This window comes from Sphingomonas sp. NCPPB 2930 (genome assembly GCF_042867205.1).
In the GTDB taxonomy this organism is placed as follows: Bacteria; Pseudomonadota; Alphaproteobacteria; order Sphingomonadales; family Sphingomonadaceae; genus Sphingomonas.
In genome coordinates, this window is sequence record NZ_JBHZQU010000004.1 from 85,403 (window position 1) to 99,985 (window position 14,583).

15 protein-coding genes are annotated in these 14,583 nt (G+C 66.1%); 3 read left to right on the plus strand and 12 right to left on the minus strand.

What is annotated here, in order from left to right; genetic code table 11:
• Positions 1 to 34 precede the first annotated feature (34 nt).
• On the minus strand, positions 35 to 1,003 hold the full coding sequence (gene dmeF / locus ACFX59_RS06840; RefSeq protein WP_387430901.1) for a CDF family Co(II)/Ni(II) efflux transporter DmeF: 969 nt from the start codon (positions 1,001 to 1,003) through the stop codon (positions 35 to 37).
• A gap of 19 nt (positions 1,004 to 1,022) precedes the next feature.
• Entirely contained in the window at positions 1,023 to 1,298 is a 276-nt protein-coding gene (locus ACFX59_RS06845; protein WP_309695678.1) for a metal/formaldehyde-sensitive transcriptional repressor, read from the minus strand.
• A gap of 95 nt (positions 1,299 to 1,393) precedes the next feature.
• Between ACFX59_RS06845 and ACFX59_RS06850 the strand changes: the two genes are divergently transcribed.
• The gene (locus ACFX59_RS06850) at positions 1,394 to 2,275 is read left to right on the plus strand and encodes a PEP-CTERM sorting domain-containing protein (protein WP_387430903.1); all 882 of its coding nucleotides are present in this window, start codon (positions 1,394 to 1,396) and stop codon (positions 2,273 to 2,275) included.
• Here ACFX59_RS06850 and ACFX59_RS06855 read toward each other — a convergent pair.
• The 4 genes from ACFX59_RS06855 to hppD all read right to left on the minus strand — a co-directional run bounded on the left by ACFX59_RS06855 (position 2,265) and on the right by hppD (position 5,703).
• Positions 2,265 to 2,624, minus strand: a complete 360-nt coding sequence (locus ACFX59_RS06855) for a Rieske (2Fe-2S) protein (protein ID WP_387430905.1) — start codon at positions 2,622 to 2,624, stop codon at positions 2,265 to 2,267. The genes ACFX59_RS06850 and ACFX59_RS06855 overlap by 11 nt on opposite strands.
• Positions 2,621 to 3,253, minus strand: a complete 633-nt coding sequence (gene maiA / locus ACFX59_RS06860; protein ID WP_387430907.1) for a maleylacetoacetate isomerase — start codon at positions 3,251 to 3,253, stop codon at positions 2,621 to 2,623. Before maiA ends, ACFX59_RS06855 begins: the two co-directional genes overlap by 4 nt.
• The gene (gene hmgA / locus ACFX59_RS06865) at positions 3,250 to 4,539 is read right to left on the minus strand and encodes a homogentisate 1,2-dioxygenase (RefSeq protein WP_387430909.1); all 1,290 of its coding nucleotides are present in this window, start codon (positions 4,537 to 4,539) and stop codon (positions 3,250 to 3,252) included. The genes maiA and hmgA overlap by 4 nt, the downstream gene beginning before the upstream one ends.
• A gap of 102 nt (positions 4,540 to 4,641) precedes the next feature.
• The gene (gene hppD / locus ACFX59_RS06870) at positions 4,642 to 5,703 is read right to left on the minus strand and encodes a 4-hydroxyphenylpyruvate dioxygenase (protein WP_387430911.1); all 1,062 of its coding nucleotides are present in this window, start codon (positions 5,701 to 5,703) and stop codon (positions 4,642 to 4,644) included.
• 63 nt (positions 5,704 to 5,766) lie between these two features.
• On the opposite strand from hppD, the gene ACFX59_RS06875 reads away from it, so the two are divergent.
• The gene (locus ACFX59_RS06875) at positions 5,767 to 6,237 is read left to right on the plus strand and encodes a MarR family winged helix-turn-helix transcriptional regulator (RefSeq protein ID WP_387430913.1); all 471 of its coding nucleotides are present in this window, start codon (positions 5,767 to 5,769) and stop codon (positions 6,235 to 6,237) included.
• Here ACFX59_RS06875 and ACFX59_RS06880 read toward each other — a convergent pair.
• From ACFX59_RS06880 to ACFX59_RS06895, 4 genes are read right to left on the minus strand one after another with little or no spacing between them, the layout of a single operon-like run.
• Complete coding sequence (locus tag ACFX59_RS06880) at positions 6,216 to 7,223, minus strand: glycosyltransferase family 4 protein (protein ID WP_387430915.1); 1,008 nt, start codon at positions 7,221 to 7,223, stop codon at positions 6,216 to 6,218. The two genes, ACFX59_RS06875 and ACFX59_RS06880, sit on opposite strands and share 22 nt — an antisense overlap.
• A complete protein-coding gene (locus ACFX59_RS06885) occupies positions 7,220 to 8,815 on the minus strand; it encodes an alpha-amylase family glycosyl hydrolase (protein WP_387430917.1) in 1,596 nt (531 codons plus the stop codon). Before ACFX59_RS06885 ends, ACFX59_RS06880 begins: the two co-directional genes overlap by 4 nt.
• Positions 8,812 to 9,927 carry a glycosidase gene (locus ACFX59_RS06890; protein ID WP_387430920.1) on the minus strand — a complete coding sequence of 372 codons (1,116 nt, stop codon included), beginning with the start codon at positions 9,925 to 9,927 and terminating at the stop codon, positions 8,812 to 8,814. The genes ACFX59_RS06885 and ACFX59_RS06890 overlap by 4 nt, the downstream gene beginning before the upstream one ends.
• 36 nt (positions 9,928 to 9,963) lie before the next feature.
• Positions 9,964 to 10,596: a TetR/AcrR family transcriptional regulator gene (locus tag ACFX59_RS06895; protein WP_307099010.1), complete on the minus strand. Its 633-nt coding sequence runs from the start codon at positions 10,594 to 10,596 to the stop codon at positions 9,964 to 9,966.
• Between the two features lie 261 nt (positions 10,597 to 10,857).
• On the opposite strand from ACFX59_RS06895, the gene mtnP reads away from it, so the two are divergent.
• Positions 10,858 to 11,733, plus strand: a complete 876-nt coding sequence (mtnP, locus tag ACFX59_RS06900; protein WP_387430922.1) for an S-methyl-5'-thioadenosine phosphorylase — start codon at positions 10,858 to 10,860, stop codon at positions 11,731 to 11,733.
• A 3-nt stretch (positions 11,734 to 11,736) separates the two neighbouring features.
• On the opposite strand, the gene ACFX59_RS06905 is transcribed toward mtnP, so the two are convergent.
• Together ACFX59_RS06905 and ACFX59_RS06910 are read right to left on the minus strand one after the other, a co-directional pair.
• On the minus strand, positions 11,737 to 13,029 hold the full coding sequence (locus ACFX59_RS06905) for an MFS transporter (RefSeq protein WP_387430925.1): 1,293 nt from the start codon (positions 13,027 to 13,029) through the stop codon (positions 11,737 to 11,739).
• A 40-nt stretch (positions 13,030 to 13,069) separates the two neighbouring features.
• Positions 13,070 to 14,554 (minus strand): alginate export family protein, encoded by a 1,485-nt coding sequence (locus ACFX59_RS06910; protein ID WP_387430927.1) that lies wholly within the window; start codon positions 14,552 to 14,554, stop codon positions 13,070 to 13,072.
• Between the last annotated feature and the right edge of the window lie 29 nt (positions 14,555 to 14,583).

Sequence of the window (14,583 nt, forward strand, 5' to 3'; positions counted from 1 at the left end):
GACAGCGCTTTAGCAGAATGGCTTCAACGAAGCGTTACCGGATTTCGATGGTCACATGGCCGACCGCGGGCATGCCATCCAGGCGGCGATGGACTTCCGCACAGTCCAGCGTGGTGCCGATCCCCTCGATCGACAGGACGACGGCATGGGCGGTCGGGCCGATCCGCCAGATATGGAAGTCATGGATGCGCGTATCGCCGGACGCCTCGATCCGCTCGCGCACTTCGGCGGCCAGCCTGGGATCGGCGGCGTCGAGCAGCACGGCGGAGGCCTGCCGCATCAGCCCGACCGCCCAGTTGGCAATGACCAGCGCGCCCAACAGGCCCACCGCCGGGTCGAGCCAGACCCAACCCAGATATCGGCCCGCGACCAGCGCGACGATCGCCATGACCGAGGTCAGCGCATCGGCAAGGATATGGATATAGGCCGCGCGCATATTGGTGTCGCCGCCATGCCGGTCATGCGTATGGTCGTGAGGATGCCCATGATGATGGCCATGGTCATGCCCATGCCCATGGCTGTGCCCGTGCCCGTGATCATGCCCGTGGCCACCGGCCAGCATCCACGCGCTGATCAGGTTGATCGCCAGGCCCAGCACCGCGACCAATATGGCATCGCGAAACGCGACCGGATGCGGATCGCCCAGCCGCACGACGGATTCATAGCCGATGCCCAGCGACACGATGCCCAGCACCATGGCCGATCCGAACCCCGCCAGTTCGCCGACCTTGCCCGTGCCCCAGCTGTAACGGGGATTGGCGACATGCTTCTTGGCATAGGAATAGGCGAGCGCGGCGATCCCCAGCGCGCCGACATGCGTCGCCATGTGAAAGCCGTCCGCCAGCAACGCCATCGATCCGGTCAGATAGCCCGCGACGATCTCCGCGACCATCATTCCGGCCGACAGCCAGACGACCGCCCGCGTCCGCCGGGCATTCTCGTCATGGGCATGGCCCAGATAATCATGGCTGTGGGCGGTCACGGTCGGGTCCTTCGGCAGCATCGGGTCACGGGATGGAAACTCAGCGGAAATGGCGGCGGAGCAGCTTGGCCAACTCGGCGGCGGCGGCGGTCCGCTCGGCGTCGCCCAGATCGGGGGCGGCGACATGGGCGTGGAGATGATCCTCGACCAGCTCGTCCATCAACCCGGCCACCGCACCCCGTACCGCCGCCACCAGATGAAGCGTCTCGGCACAATCGGCATCCGCCGTCACCGATCGCTCGATCGCCGCGACCTGCCCCGCGATGCGGCGGACGCGCGCGACGATCTTTTCCTTGCTGGTGGTGACATGTGCCATAACTTATAGGGGTATAGGGTATATCGGGCGTTTCCGCAAGACGGCTTGCCGGGGCGGCGTCGGTTCGGCCAAGGTGGTGGATACAACGGCGGGAGATGGCGGACGTGAAGGCATGGCGGCGATGGAGTGTGGCGCTGACGGGGTTCCTGGCGGGCACGGCGGCTCTGCCGGTCCGGGCGGAGACGATCCTGTTCGTCGGCAACAGCTTCACCTTCGGCGCCCACTCGCCGGTCATGCGCTATCGCCCCGATCTGGTCCGCGACCTCAACAATGAGGGGATCGGCGGCGTGCCCGCGCTGTTCAAGACCTTTGCAGAGGAGGTGGGGCAGAACTGGACGGTCAGTCTGGAGACCTCGCCGGGCAAGGACCTGGTGTTCCATTACGAACAGAAACGGCGCGAGATCGATGGGCGCTGGGATGTCGTGATCCTTCAGGATTACAGCACGCTCGATGCGCAGCGCCCCGGCGATCCGACCCGCCATGCCGAGGCGGCGGGGCTGATCGCGTCGATGCTCCGCCGCGCCAATCCGCGCGTCCGCATCGAACTGGTCACCACCTGGAGCCGCGCCGACCTGACCTATCGCACCCCCAGTCCGTGGCGGGGCAAGCCGATCGACGCGATGGCGGACGATCTGGCGGCGGGCAATGCCTATGCCCTGCGTCGCAATCCGGAGATCGCGGGGGCGATCCCGGTGGGGCAGGCCTGGAACCGGGCATGGCGCGACCGGGTGGCCGATCCCAACCCCTATGACGGCATTGCCTATGGTCAGGTCGATCTGTGGACCTGGGACCAGTATCATGCCAGCGCGGCGGGCTATTATCTGGAGGCGCTGGTCGTGTTCGGAAAAGTGACCGGCTATGACGTCCGGCGGCTGGGCGAGCAGGAGCGAGCGGGGCGCGATCTGGGCCTCGATCCGCGCGTGGTCGGCCGGTTGCAGGCGATCGCCCAGGCCGAGCTGACGCAAGCTATTCCGTGACGATCTTTCCGTCGCGGACGGCGACCGGCCAGGGGGTGAGCGCCTGGCCCATGCAGGGGCCGCCCAGGCAATGCCCGTCCTCGACCGCGAACAGCGCGCCATGCCACGAACAGGCGATGCGCTCGCCGCCGGGAGTGAGGTAGGCATCGAGTTCCTGCGCCAGCGGCAGGCCCATATGCGGGCAGCGGTCGACATAGCCATGCACCATGGTCCCGCGTCGGACGACGAAGCCGTGGAAGCGTCCGGCACGCATCTGGATCACGAAGTTGCGCGCCGCGCCGTCCGCGATCGTCTCCAGTGGGCCGAGCGCGATTCCGGCCGGGGTGGCGGTCAGCCGTTCGTCGCTCATCCCGCGTCCTCCTGCGCTTCGGGCGCGGCTGCGGGCGTGCGGCTTCGCAGCCGGTCGGCGGCAGCGGTCAGATGCGGGTAGGAGCTGAGGTCGACCGCGAACCGCTCCGCATTATAGACTTGCGGCAGGACATGGCAGTCGGCCAGCGTCGCGGTGTCGCCATAGGCATAGCCGCGTCCGTGCCGCGCGATCAGCCCCTCCAGCGCGGCAAAGCCCTCCGCGATCCAGTGGGCAATCCAGCGCCGGACCGCATCCTCATCGGCCATCATGTCCTGGCGAAGCACCGTCAGGACGCGCAGATTGTTGATCGGATGGATGTCGCACGCGACGATCGCCGCCATGGCGCGCACCACCGCGCGGCCAGCCGGATCGGCGGGAAGCAGCGGCGGATCGGGATAGCGCTCCTCCAGCCATTCGAGGATCGCCGGGCTCTGGATCAGCGCGCCGTCCGGGCCGTCCAGGACCGGCACCAGCCCTTGCGGTTGCAGGGCGCGATATGCCTCCGCCCGCTGCGCCCCCGTCCGCAGATCGTGCGACACGCTGTCATAGGAGAGGCCCTTCAGCGCCAAGGCCAGCCGGACGCGATAGGCCGCGCTCGACCGCCAATAGCCGTGGAGCGTCAGGCTCATGGCAGCCGGGCCTTGGGGAAGTCCTTCCACACCGCGTCATAGTCGAGCTGCGCATGCGACAGGGCATGGGTGGTGGGCCGATAGGGCCAGCAGCTTTCCACCATGAACGCCATCGTCCCCTCGATCCGGTGCGGCTTGAGGTCGGCGGTGCTCGCCGCCTGCCAGCTGGCGAGGTCGGGGCCGTGCCCCGCCATCAGATTGTGCAGCGACAGCCCGCCGGGACGAAAGCCTTCCGCCTTGGCATCATAGGCGCCGGTGATGAGGCCCATCGCCTCCGACATGACGTTGCGGTGGAACCAGGGCGGACGGAAGCTATCCTCCGCCACCATCCAGCGCGGCGGGAACAGCACGAGATCGGCATTGGCCCGGCCGGGCACGTCGCTGGGCGAGGTCAGCAGGGTGAAGATCGACGGATCGGGATGGTCGAAGCTGACCGTGTTGATCGTATTGAAGCGCGACAGATCGTACCGCCACGGTGCCAGATTGCCGTGCCAGGCCACCACGTCGAGCGGGCTGTGGTCGAGCGTCATCGTCCAGAGCGAGCCGAGGAACTTCTGGACGACCTGGGTGGGCTCGTCGCGATCCTCGAACCAGGCGACGGGCGTCTCGAAGTCGCGCGGATTGCCCAGGCCGTTGGCGCCGATCGGTCCCAGGTCGGGCAGCCGGAACAGGCTCCCATGGTTCTCGGCGACATAGCCCGACGCTTCGCCATCGGGCAACTCGACGCGGAAGCGCACGCCGCGCGGCACCAGCGCGATCTGGCCGGGCGCGATGTCGATCCGGCCCAGTTCGGTCAGGATCGTCAGGCGCCCCGATTGCGGCAGGAAGACCAACTCGCCATCAGCGTCGACGAAGACCCGCGCCATGTCGCGGTTGCAGGCATAGACATGCACCGCCACGCCCTCCAGATCGGCGGGGTCGCGATTGGCGAGCATCGTCGTCATGCCGTCCAGCCAGTCCGTCCCGGCGGGCGGCATCGGTGCCGGGTCCCAGCGCAGCCGGTTGGGGGGCAGGGGGGCGTCGCTGGTGCCGGGCGCGAAACGCGGCGCGCCGTCATAGGGCCGATAGGGCGGATGCTCGGCGGTCGGGCGCAGGCGATAGAGCCAGGAACGGCGGTTTTCGTGACGCGGCGCGGTGAAGGCGGTGCCCGATAGCTGCTCGGCATAGAGGCCGAAGGCGGGGCGCTGCGGCGAATTGCGGCCGATGGGCAGCGCGCCGGGGACCGCCTCGGTCGCGATGTGGTTGCCGAAGCCGGGGATGTAGCGCGGGGTTGCCGTCTCGTTCATGATCCTCTCCTTTGTCCGGGCACTTCTACCCGCCACGCCGTCGGTCACGGCGAAGCCGCGCCCCTGTGGCGTGGCCCCGCCGTGCCGGCCGGTCGATCCTGGTCAGGCGTCGACCGTAATCACCCCGCGACGGATCTGGTCGAGTTCGATGCTCTCGAACAGCGCCTGGAAATTGCCGTTGCCAAAGCCCTCATTGCCCTTGCGCTGGATGATCTCGAAGAAGATCGGGCCGATCATATTCTCGGTGAAGATCTGGAGCAGGATGCCCTCTTCCCCGACATTGCCGTCGATCAGGATGCGGTTGCGCTTCAGCCGGTCCAGATCCTCGCCATGGCCGGGCACGCGCTTGTCGACCAGTTCGTAATAGGTCTCGATCGTGTCCTGCAACCGGACGCCGCGCGCGCGCAGCTTCTCGACGGTTTCGTAGATATCGTCGGTGGTCAGCGCGAGATGCTGGATGCCTTCGCCATTATATTCGCGGATGAATTCCTCGATCTGGCTCTTCTCGTCCTGGCTCTCGTTCAGGGGGATGCGGATCGCCTTGTCGGGGGCAATCATCGCCTGGCTGAACAGTCCGGTCGCCTTGCCCTTGATGTCGAAATATTTCTGTTCCTCGAAACCGAACAGCTTGGAATAGAAGCCCGACCAGGTCCGCATCTCGCCGCGACGGACATTGTGGGTCAGATGGTCCAGCAGGTCGAGCCCGACATTGTTCTCGACCTCCGCCTGCTGCCAGCCCGCCACCTCGGTCCAGTCGGCGAACAGGTCGTCGCCCGCCTTGACCAGATAGAGATAGCTGCCGCCAATGCCCTCGATCGCCCGGGCGTCCGGGCTCAGGCAGCCGCGCGCCGCGTCGACCGGCACCGCGCCGCCCTTTACCGCATGGTCGAACGCCTCCGCCGGATCGGCCACGTAAAAGCCCATGCCGCTGGCCGAGGGGCCATGCTGGCTGCGGAACTCGGCGGCCTGACCTTCGGCCTCGGCGTTGAGAAGTAGGGTGATGCGCCCCTGCTTGTAGCGGGTGATCGCCTTGGCGGGGTGCCGATGGGTGGGGACGAAGCCCATCATGTCGAACTGGCGCGCCAGCAGGTCGGGTTCGGGGGTCGTGAACTCGCAGAAAGCGAAGCCGTCGAGGCCCAGCGGATTGTTCGGGGTGGTTGCCATGACGTCCAACTCCTGATCCAGTAACGTTGGAGACTAAATCGCAGACCGGAGAATTGGTGTCAAATGTTACGATCTCGCAAGTTGCGGCTGGACGCCTTTCTTCCCTATCGCCTGTCGATCACCTCGAACCTGGTCAGCGACCATATCGCCAGCGCCTATCAGCAGCTGTTCGGGCTCACGATCCCGGAATGGCGGCTGATCGCGATCGTGGCGGAGGAAGGCGCGGTGGCGCAGTCGGCGGTGTGCGAGCGCAGCCGGATGGACAAGGTCACCGTCTCGCGCGCGGCGATCGCGATGGTCGGGCGCGGCTTGCTGGCCCGGACCGCGCATGACGGCGACCGACGCTCGCACCTGCTCGTCCTGACCGATGCGGGGCGAGAACTCTACGCAGATGTGTCGCCCAAGGCCTTGGAACTGGAGGAACAGTTATTCTCCAGTTTCAAACCGGAGGAGCTGGAGACATTCGTCGCCATGCTCCACCGGATCGATGCGGTCGCACTGTCGCTGCGCGATCAGCCCAAGATCGAGCGATAGAGCGCCAGATATTCGTCGGCCATCCGGTCTACCGAAAAGCGGGTCGCCGCCGCGCGGCGGCAGGCGGCCCGATCGATTTCACCGATGCGCGCCACCGCCTCGATCGCCTGTTCGACCGTATCGACCAGAAAGCCGGTCACGCCGTCTTCGATCAGCTCGGCCATCGAGCCCCGCCGGATGGCGATGACCGGCGTGCCGCAGGCCATGGCCTCGACCACCGACAGGCCGAAGGGCTCGTCGAAATTGATGAGGTGCAGCAGGGCATAGGCCTGCCCCAGCGTCGCGGTCCGGTCCGCACCGCCGACGGGGCCGCGATAGACGATCCGGTCGCCATCGACATGGGACTGCACCTCGCGCTCCCAATAGCCCTGATCCTGTACGATCCCGGCCATCACCAGCCGCCGGTCGGCCGCCCGCGCGGTTGCGATCGCCTCCGCCGCGCCCTTGTCGGGATGGATGCGACCGAAGAAGAGGAGGTCGTCGCTACCCTTTGGATCGAAGGGGAAATCCTCGATCGGAATGCCGTGGTGAATGGTCGCGGCATAGCGCAGATCGGGGTGCCGATCCGCGTCCGAGATGGCGACATAATGCACCCGCTCCTGATAGGGGGCGTACATCGGCAGGATGCGCTTGGACGAGAAACCATGGATCGTCGTGACCATCGGCGTATCAACCAGCCCCGAAAAGGCATGGGCCGGAAAATCGGCCTGATTGTGGATCAGGTCGAACTCGCCCGCCCGCTCGAACACGGCGGCGAGATGGCGCATCTCCCAGACCTTGGCATCGATCGACGGGTCTTCCGAATAGGCGGCGGGCACGGGCCCGGCGAGCCTGGCTTTCGTGATGCTGTCCTGGGTAGCGAACAGCGTCACGTCGACGCCGCGCGCGACCAGGGCTTCGGTCAACAGGCTCGTCACCAATTCCCACGGACCATAGGCGCGCGGCGGAGTACGCCACGCAATCGGGGCGATCATTGCGATTTTCATGCGTGGGTATCGACTTTCAGGATCAGCCCTTCATCGGGGCGAAGCAGGGTGGGATCGGCATCGGACAGCGGGCCGGGCAGGGTGGAGAGCAGCGCCACGCCCGGCGGCAGCACGACCGGCGCCGGGGTAGACCCCAGGTTTAGCGCCACGACCAGCCGCTCGCCATCCTGTTCCCGCTCATAGGCCAGGACATCGCCGTCCGCCTCGATCAGCCGGATCGCTCCCGTGGCGAGCGCGGGCGTCATGCGCCGGAGCCTTAGTAGAGCGCGGTGGAGCGCCAGCATCGAAGCAGGGTCCTCCAACTCGGCGGCGACATTGCGGCGCGGCCATTCACCGCCCAGCGGCAACCAGGGTTCGCCGGTGGTGAACCCCCCTTGCGCGCTGTCGTCCCATGGCATTGGCGTGCGAACGGGATCACGACCCAGGCCCAGTCCGGGCTCGCGCAGTTCGCGGGGATCGCGGACCCGCTCGGGCGGGATATGGCCGTTCTCCATGCCGAGTTCGTCGCCATAATAGAGCGTCGGCGTACCGCGCAGCGTCAGCAGCAGCATGGCGGCAACCCGCGCCTGCGCGCGCCCCCGCTTGGTGGCGCTGCGCGGGCGGTCATGATTGCCCAGCACCCAGTTAGGCCAGCCGTCCGGTGGCAGGGCGGCCTCATAATCGGCGATCATGCGGGCCAGTCCGCGCGCATTCCAGGGCGCATCGATCAGCTGGAAATTGAAGGGCAGGTGGACGCCTTCGCCCGCCAATCCGTAATAGCGCATCAGTCGCTCGACCGGCAGATAGATCTCGCCGATCAGCACCCGGTCGTCACCTTCACGGCCAAAGGCATCGGCGATCGCGCGCATGTCGGCGGCGATGTCATGGACCTCGGGCTGGTCGGTCGAATGAAGTTGGAACACCCGGTTCATCTCGCCGGTCGCCGGGTCCCAGTCCGGGTTTGGCGGGTTGTCGGGAAAGCCGGCATGCTTGACGATGTGCCACAGCACGTCGATCCGAAAGCCGTCCACCCCGCGCGCGAACCAGAAGCGAAGCACGTCGAGCATCGCCGCCCGCACCGCCGGGTTGCGCCAGTTGAGGTCGGGCTGCTCCTTCAGAAAGGCATGATAATAATATTGGCCGGTCGTCGCGTCCCAGGTCCAGGCGGAGCCGCCGAAATCGCTGATCCAGTTGTTGGGCGGTCCTCCGTCCGGCGCGGCGTCCTGCCAGATATACCAGTCGCGCCTGGGGTTGTCGCGCGATGCCCGGCTCTCGACGAACCAGGGATGCTGGTCGGAGCTGTGATTGGGCACGAAGTCGAGCAGCACCTTCAACCCGCGCGCATGCGCCGAGGCGAGCAGCGAGTCGAAATCGGCCAGCGTTCCGAAGCGCGGATCGATCCCGCAATAATCGGCCACGTCATATCCGAAATCCGCCATAGGTGACGGAAAGATAGGCGAAAGCCAGATCGCATCCACCCCCAGCTCGACCAGATAGGCGAGCCGGTTCTCGATCCCGCGCAAATCCCCTATCCCGTCGCCATCGCTGTCCTGAAACGACCAGGGATAGATTTGATAGAGGACGGCCGACTGCCACCAGGGCCGTGCGCTCACCGGAACAGATCCTTGGGCAGTCGGGTCATCCGGCAGGCCAGATCGGCCTCACCGCTGGCCACCAGATAATGATCGCCCATATCGACGATGCCGGTCGAGAAGACGACCGGCGTCGGCAGGTACATCTGGTGCGCGATGGAGGCGGTGAGGCTGGGGTTCGCTTCCAGCAGCGGATGCTCGTCCTCTACGCGCAGGATACGGGTCGGATCGTCCCGGTCGAATAGCGCCCAGAAGCTGCGGTAAATGCCCACCGACTCCCGCCGCTCGACGCCGTGATACAGGGTCAGCCAGCCCCGCTCGGTCAGGATCGGCGGGGTGCCGCCGCCGACCTTCATCGCCGAGGTCGAGGCCTTGCGCGCGCGGATGCCGGGTGCCTCGAGGGGTTTCCAGTGAAGCCCGTCGGGCGATGTCGCGAAATTGATCGACGGACCGCCGACAAAGGGGCTGTCCTCGGGATAGGCGAAATAGACTTCGCCCAGCGGCCGGGTCAGCGCCATGAATCGCCCGTCGACCAGTCCCTCGAAGAACAGCATGTCCTTGTTCTGATGGTCGAGGATGATCCCCGCCAGGCGATAGTCGAGCCCGTTGTCCGAGATGTGGAGCGTCGTCGAATGCCGCTCGGCCGAGACCGAACAGGTGGTCATGTACCAGCGATCGCCGACCCGGCTGATCCGTGCATCCTCCACCCCATAATTCTGCCATGAGGCGGCGGGCTCGATCGCCTTGTCGTAATGCACCGCCAGGACGGTCCTACCGTCGGGGGAAAGCTCGACCGGCAACAGCCAGGACAGCGAGGTCAGCGCCAATATGCGATGGGCCGAGCCACGGATCGCGAACTGGCGCGGGTCGGTCATGTCGACCCGGTCGACCGGATAGCGGTCGAGCGCATAACCCGCCCCGGTCCAGCGGATCGCGCGGACATGATCGCCATCGACCGGGTTCGACAGCGCTTCCGCCACCCGGACCATCAGCAGCAGATTGCCATTGGCCAGCCGGGTCATGCCCGGATTGAAGGCGCCCAGGACATAGGTCGGCTCGGCGATGCCCCGGCGCAGCGGCGACCGGGACAGGTCGACATCGTCGGGGCGAAAGATCAGCAGGTCGTCGGACATGTGCCGCCAACGCCTGCTGTCATCGCCCGTTCCCGCTCATCCGGCGCTGGCGACCTTCAGGAAGACCGACCAGCGGTGCTCGAAGAAGTCGCTGGGGTCCAACCCCGAAAAGGGATCGGGCAATTCGAACTGCATCCGGCGACTGGGGCCGTCGATCATGTCGGCGAGCAGGTTGAACAGCGCGATCGGCGTCTCGTCCGCGCGCAACAGCCCGACCTTTTGCGACGCCTGGATACAGGCGATGATCGGATCGGAAAGGACGCGGTCCCAGGTCGCGAAGCGTCGACGCAGTTCGTCGGAAAACACCGCTTCGGAGGTCAGGAAGGCGAGGAAACGCACCGTGTCGGGTTCGACGCAGAAGAAGAAGAAGCGGCGCGCGGAATTCTTCAGCCGCTCCAGCGGATCGCTGCCCTTGCTGTCTTCGACCATCGCCTGGTTGAGGCGATCCAGATCGCGCGACACCACCGCGTCGAGCAGCGCCATCTTGCCCGCATAACGCCGATAGATGGTGTGCTTGCTGACGCCGACGGAAAGGGCGATTTCCTCCATCGAGGTGCCCTCGATCCCGCGACGGCAAAACGCCTCGCGCGCGCCCGACATGATGATATCGTCGATCTGCTGTGCCTGCTCCCGGGTCGGGCGGCCAGCAGTCCTTTTCGTAATGGCCATGATCCCCCTTCTGCGGCCTTATCCCTGCGCCGTCAAATTCAACTGCACCGCGTCGTGTCGTTTATGCAAAATGCGTGATCCAGGGGAATTGCAGGACTTGAACGTCATGGGGTTCGGGGAGTTTCACGGCCGGTCCAAATTTTCCCCTTTCGGATCGTCGCGGCTGGTGGCTTTGGCATGCGGACAGGGGGATCGCCGGCCCACCCCTTTGCTTTGCGACCCGGAGCGCCTAACCGGCCTGTCATGGAACAGGAGCAGGGCATGACGGGCTGGACGATCGGGATCATCGGCGGATCGGGTCTGTATGCGATCGATGCGCTGGAGGATGTCGAGCCGCTGGTGGTCGACACGCCCTGGGGCGCGCCGTCGGACACGCTGGTGCGCGGGCGGATCGGCGCGGTGCGGTTCGTCTTCCTGCCCCGCCATGGCCGGGGGCATCGCCTCTCGCCGACCGAGGTCAATGCGCGCGCCAATATCCATGCCCTGAAGCTGGCGGGCTGCACCGACATCCTCGCCCTCTCGGCGATCGGGTCGCTGCGCGAGGAGCTGGCGCCGGGCCGTTTCGTCGCGGTCGACCAGTTCATCGACCGGACGGTGCACCGCGACACCAGCTTCTTCGGGGCTGGCCTTGTCGCGCATGTCTCGATGGCGGATCCCGTATGTCCGCGCCTGTCGGCGCTGGCGGCACAGGCCGGGGAGCGCGCCGGAGCGGCAGTGACGCATGGCGGGACCTATCTGGCGATGGAGGGCCCCCAATTCTCGACCCGTGCCGAAAGCCTGCTCTATCGCCAATGGGGCGCCGACGTCATCGGCATGACCGCCATGCCCGAGGCCAAGCTCGCGCGTGAGGCCGAACTGCCCTATGCGCTGATCGGCATGGTCACCGATTATGACTGCTGGCGCGAGGACGAGGCGCATGTCGAGGTCGACGCGGTGCTGGCGCAACTGGCCCGGAATGCGGCGACCGCGCGGGGGCTGGTGACGGAGCTGGCGGCCTTGCTGCCTGCGGAGCGGACCGCGTCGCCGATCGATACGGTGCTCGACCAGGCGCTGATCACCCATGGTTCGCATATCGATCGGGCCAAGGCCGACAGCCTCGGCCCGATCGTGTCGCGCGTCCTGGCCGCGCGCGGTTGAGGATCAGTCCTCGACGATCTGGCTGTGGTTGCGGGTGTCGCGCATCCGCAGATAGACGATCAGCGAGACGCCGATCATCGCGGTGACATACCAGTAGAAGCCCTGTTCGAACCCGGCCTTCTTGAACAGCAGCGCGACCGACTCGGCCGTGCCGCCGAAGATGGTGTTGGCCAGCGCATAGGGCAAAGCGACCCCCAGCGCGCGGATATGCGCCGGGAACAGCTCGGCCTTCACCACCGCGTTGATGGAGGTATAGCCGGTCACGATGATCAGCGCGACCATCACCAGCCCGCCCGCCACCATCGGATCGCGCGTCGTCGCCAGCGTCGAGAAGATGGGATAGGTGAACAGCACGCCCGCGATGCCGAACGCGACCATCAGCGGCTTGCGCCCGATCCGGTCGGACAGCCCGCCCGCCACCGGCTGGAGCAGCATGAAGACGAACAGCGTGACGGCGTTGATCTGGCTGGCGACCTCGCGGCTGAAGCCGCTGGTGTTGACCAGGAACTTCTGCATGTAGATCGAATAGGCATAGAAGGCGAGGGTGCCGCCCGCCGTCAGCAGCATCACGGTCAGCGTCTCGCGCGGGTGCTTGGTGAACAGCTGGATCAGGCCCGATTGCGGCGCACCGTCCTTCTTGACGTTCTCGAAGCTCTTCGTCTCGGCCAGCCCGCGCCGGATATAGAAGACGACGACCGCCAGCACCGCGCCCAGCGCGAACGGGACGCGCCAGCCCCATTCGTCCAGTGCCGCCTCCGAAAGCGTCGCCTGGAGGATCAGCAGGACGCAGATGGCGAGCAGCTGGCCCGAGATCAGCGTGACATATTGGAAGGACGAGAAGAATCCGCGCCGGTCCTTGCCCGCCATCTCGGTCAGATAGGTCGCGCTGGCGCCATATTCGCCGCCGACCGACAGGCCCTGCATCAGCCGCGCCAGCACGAGAAGCGCCGGGGCGGCGATCCCGATCGTCGCATAGCCGGGCGTCACCGCGATGATGAGCGACCCCAGGCACATCAGCGTGACCGAGAGGCTGAGCCCGGCCTTGCGCCCCTTGCGATCGGCATAGATGCCCATCACCCATGCCCCGATCGGCCGCATGATGAAACCGACCGCGAAGACCGCCGCCGCGCTCAGCAGCTGCGCGGTGCGGTCTTCGGACGGAAAGAAGTGCGGCGCGAAATACAGGGTGAAGGCGGAGTAGACATACCAGTCGAACCATTCGACGAGATTGCCGGTCGAGCCGCCGATAATGGCCTTCAGCCGCTCGCGCCCGGGGTCGGCGATACTGGTGGTCATGTCATACTCCCTTTGGTTGCATCTTGCCCGCGAACGATCCTCAGAAGCGGAAGCTGAGCCAGCCGGCCCAGAAATCCGAACTCTTGAGGTTGGCGCGTTGCATCACCGTGTCCGCCTTGAAATGTTCGTACCGCCCGGTGAACGAAAAGCGCGGCGTGATGGTCCAGACGGCCTGAAGGCGGGCGACCTCGCCGATCTTCTTGCCCCGGACATTCTGGGTTCCCGCCCAGGGGGCACCGCTGGCGCGATAGACCGCGTCGAACTCGTCGGGACGCCAGGCAAAGCCATATTCGGTCGCCAGACGCACGCCCTTGATCGGCGTGAAGGTGAAGTTCGGGGCCGCGTAGAGCAGGTTGGTGGGTGTCAGGAACAGGCCATAGCTGTAATAGATATTGTTGCCGAACAGGCCGTTGGTCGTGTTCAGCTCGCCGGTCCGCTGATAGGAACCGCCGCCCGAGCCATAGTCGAAATGGACGCCGACACGCGGGGCATCGGGCTTCTTGCCCAGGCGATAGGTCTGCGCGATGAACGCCTGCCACGCCGAGATCGGGCGGTTGGCGAAGGTGCCGCGCTGGTTGTTGACCGTCCAGTCGATATTGACCGGCCCGGCATCGCCATAGGCATGCAGGCCCAGGAAATAGCGTTCCTCCAACCCGGTGGTCGGCCCCCAGACGGCACGACGGTTGCGCAGCCGCCAGATGAAGGGATCGAGATAGAGCTTCGATCCGCCGAACAGCTTGGGCGACAGGCGGAAGCCGAAGGTCGCGCCGGTGAAGCGCACGTCCGGGTTGGTCTTGTCGTCGCTGATGCCCTGGAAGCCGTAGGTGACATAGTTCAGGTCGAACACATCGACCCGCGCATCCTTGCCGCGGGCATAGGCGCGAACGCCGTCCAGCACGAAATACAGCGTGTTGTTGTCGCGGCCTACGGTCAGAAGCTGCGGCCCGTCGTAAAATTCCTGACGGCCCGCGCGCACGCCGACATCCAGGCCCAGCGCCTTGCCCTTCACCTCGGCGAACAGCTGCTGCACCGCCAGCTTGTTGCGCAGGTTGCCGCCCGGTGTGCCGAGGTTGATGCCCTGCAGCTCGGCGCGGCCCAGTTCGCCGAAGACGCGGAAATGGTCGCCCAGATGGACGTCCGCGCCACCGATGATGCGCGCAATGTCCTGCCGCTGCTGCTCGACCTCGCGCAGATTGGGATTGGTCGTGATGTTGACCCGCGTGCGCAGCTCGCCCGAGAAGGTGACATAGGACTTGCCGTCCTCGGTCAGCTTCACGCATTTGAGCGCGTCGATGACATCGTCCCGCTTGGCGGGGTCGCACATCTTGCGCCAGTCCTCGGCCCAGCGCGACTGGTTATACCCGCCGGCGGTGTTGCCGTCCCCCGACGCACTGGCCGGATAGGCGGTGCTGGCGGGACTGGCGGGTTCGGATGCCGCCTTGGGGGTGACGGTCTGCGCCGTCACCGGGGACGCGGCGAGCCCCGCGGTCATTATGGCCGTACCGACAAGCCAACGAAACTTCATGAAATACCCCCCTCAATCAAACCACTCTG

Excerpts from the sequence above, each read along its gene's own strand:
- hppD (WP_387430911.1), bottom strand. The coding sequence starts at position 5,703 with ATGGCAACCACCCCGAACAATCCGCTGGGCCTCGACGGCTTCGCTTTC.
- ACFX59_RS06910 (WP_387430927.1), bottom strand. The coding sequence starts at position 14,554 with ATGAAGTTTCGTTGGCTTGTCGGTACGGCCATAATGACCGCGGGGCTC.
- ACFX59_RS06850 (WP_387430903.1), top strand. The coding sequence starts at position 1,394 with ATGGCGGACGTGAAGGCATGGCGGCGATGGAGTGTGGCGCTGACGGGG.
- mtnP (WP_387430922.1), top strand. The coding sequence starts at position 10,858 with ATGACGGGCTGGACGATCGGGATCATCGGCGGATCGGGTCTGTATGCG.
- ACFX59_RS06845 (WP_309695678.1), bottom strand. The coding sequence starts at position 1,298 with ATGGCACATGTCACCACCAGCAAGGAAAAGATCGTCGCGCGCGTCCGC.
- ACFX59_RS06880 (WP_387430915.1), bottom strand. The coding sequence starts at position 7,223 with ATGAAAATCGCAATGATCGCCCCGATTGCGTGGCGTACTCCGCCGCGC.
- maiA (WP_387430907.1), bottom strand. The coding sequence starts at position 3,253 with ATGAGCCTGACGCTCCACGGCTATTGGCGGTCGAGCGCGGCCTATCGC.
- ACFX59_RS06855 (WP_387430905.1), bottom strand. The coding sequence starts at position 2,624 with ATGAGCGACGAACGGCTGACCGCCACCCCGGCCGGAATCGCGCTCGGC.
- ACFX59_RS06890 (WP_387430920.1), bottom strand. The coding sequence starts at position 9,927 with ATGTCCGACGACCTGCTGATCTTTCGCCCCGACGATGTCGACCTGTCC.
- ACFX59_RS06875 (WP_387430913.1), top strand. The coding sequence starts at position 5,767 with ATGTTACGATCTCGCAAGTTGCGGCTGGACGCCTTTCTTCCCTATCGC.
- ACFX59_RS06895 (WP_307099010.1), bottom strand. The coding sequence starts at position 10,596 with ATGGCCATTACGAAAAGGACTGCTGGCCGCCCGACCCGGGAGCAGGCA.
- ACFX59_RS06905 (WP_387430925.1), bottom strand. The coding sequence starts at position 13,029 with ATGACCACCAGTATCGCCGACCCCGGGCGCGAGCGGCTGAAGGCCATT.
- dmeF (WP_387430901.1), bottom strand. The coding sequence starts at position 1,003 with ATGCTGCCGAAGGACCCGACCGTGACCGCCCACAGCCATGATTATCTG.
- hmgA (WP_387430909.1), bottom strand. The coding sequence starts at position 4,539 with ATGAACGAGACGGCAACCCCGCGCTACATCCCCGGCTTCGGCAACCAC.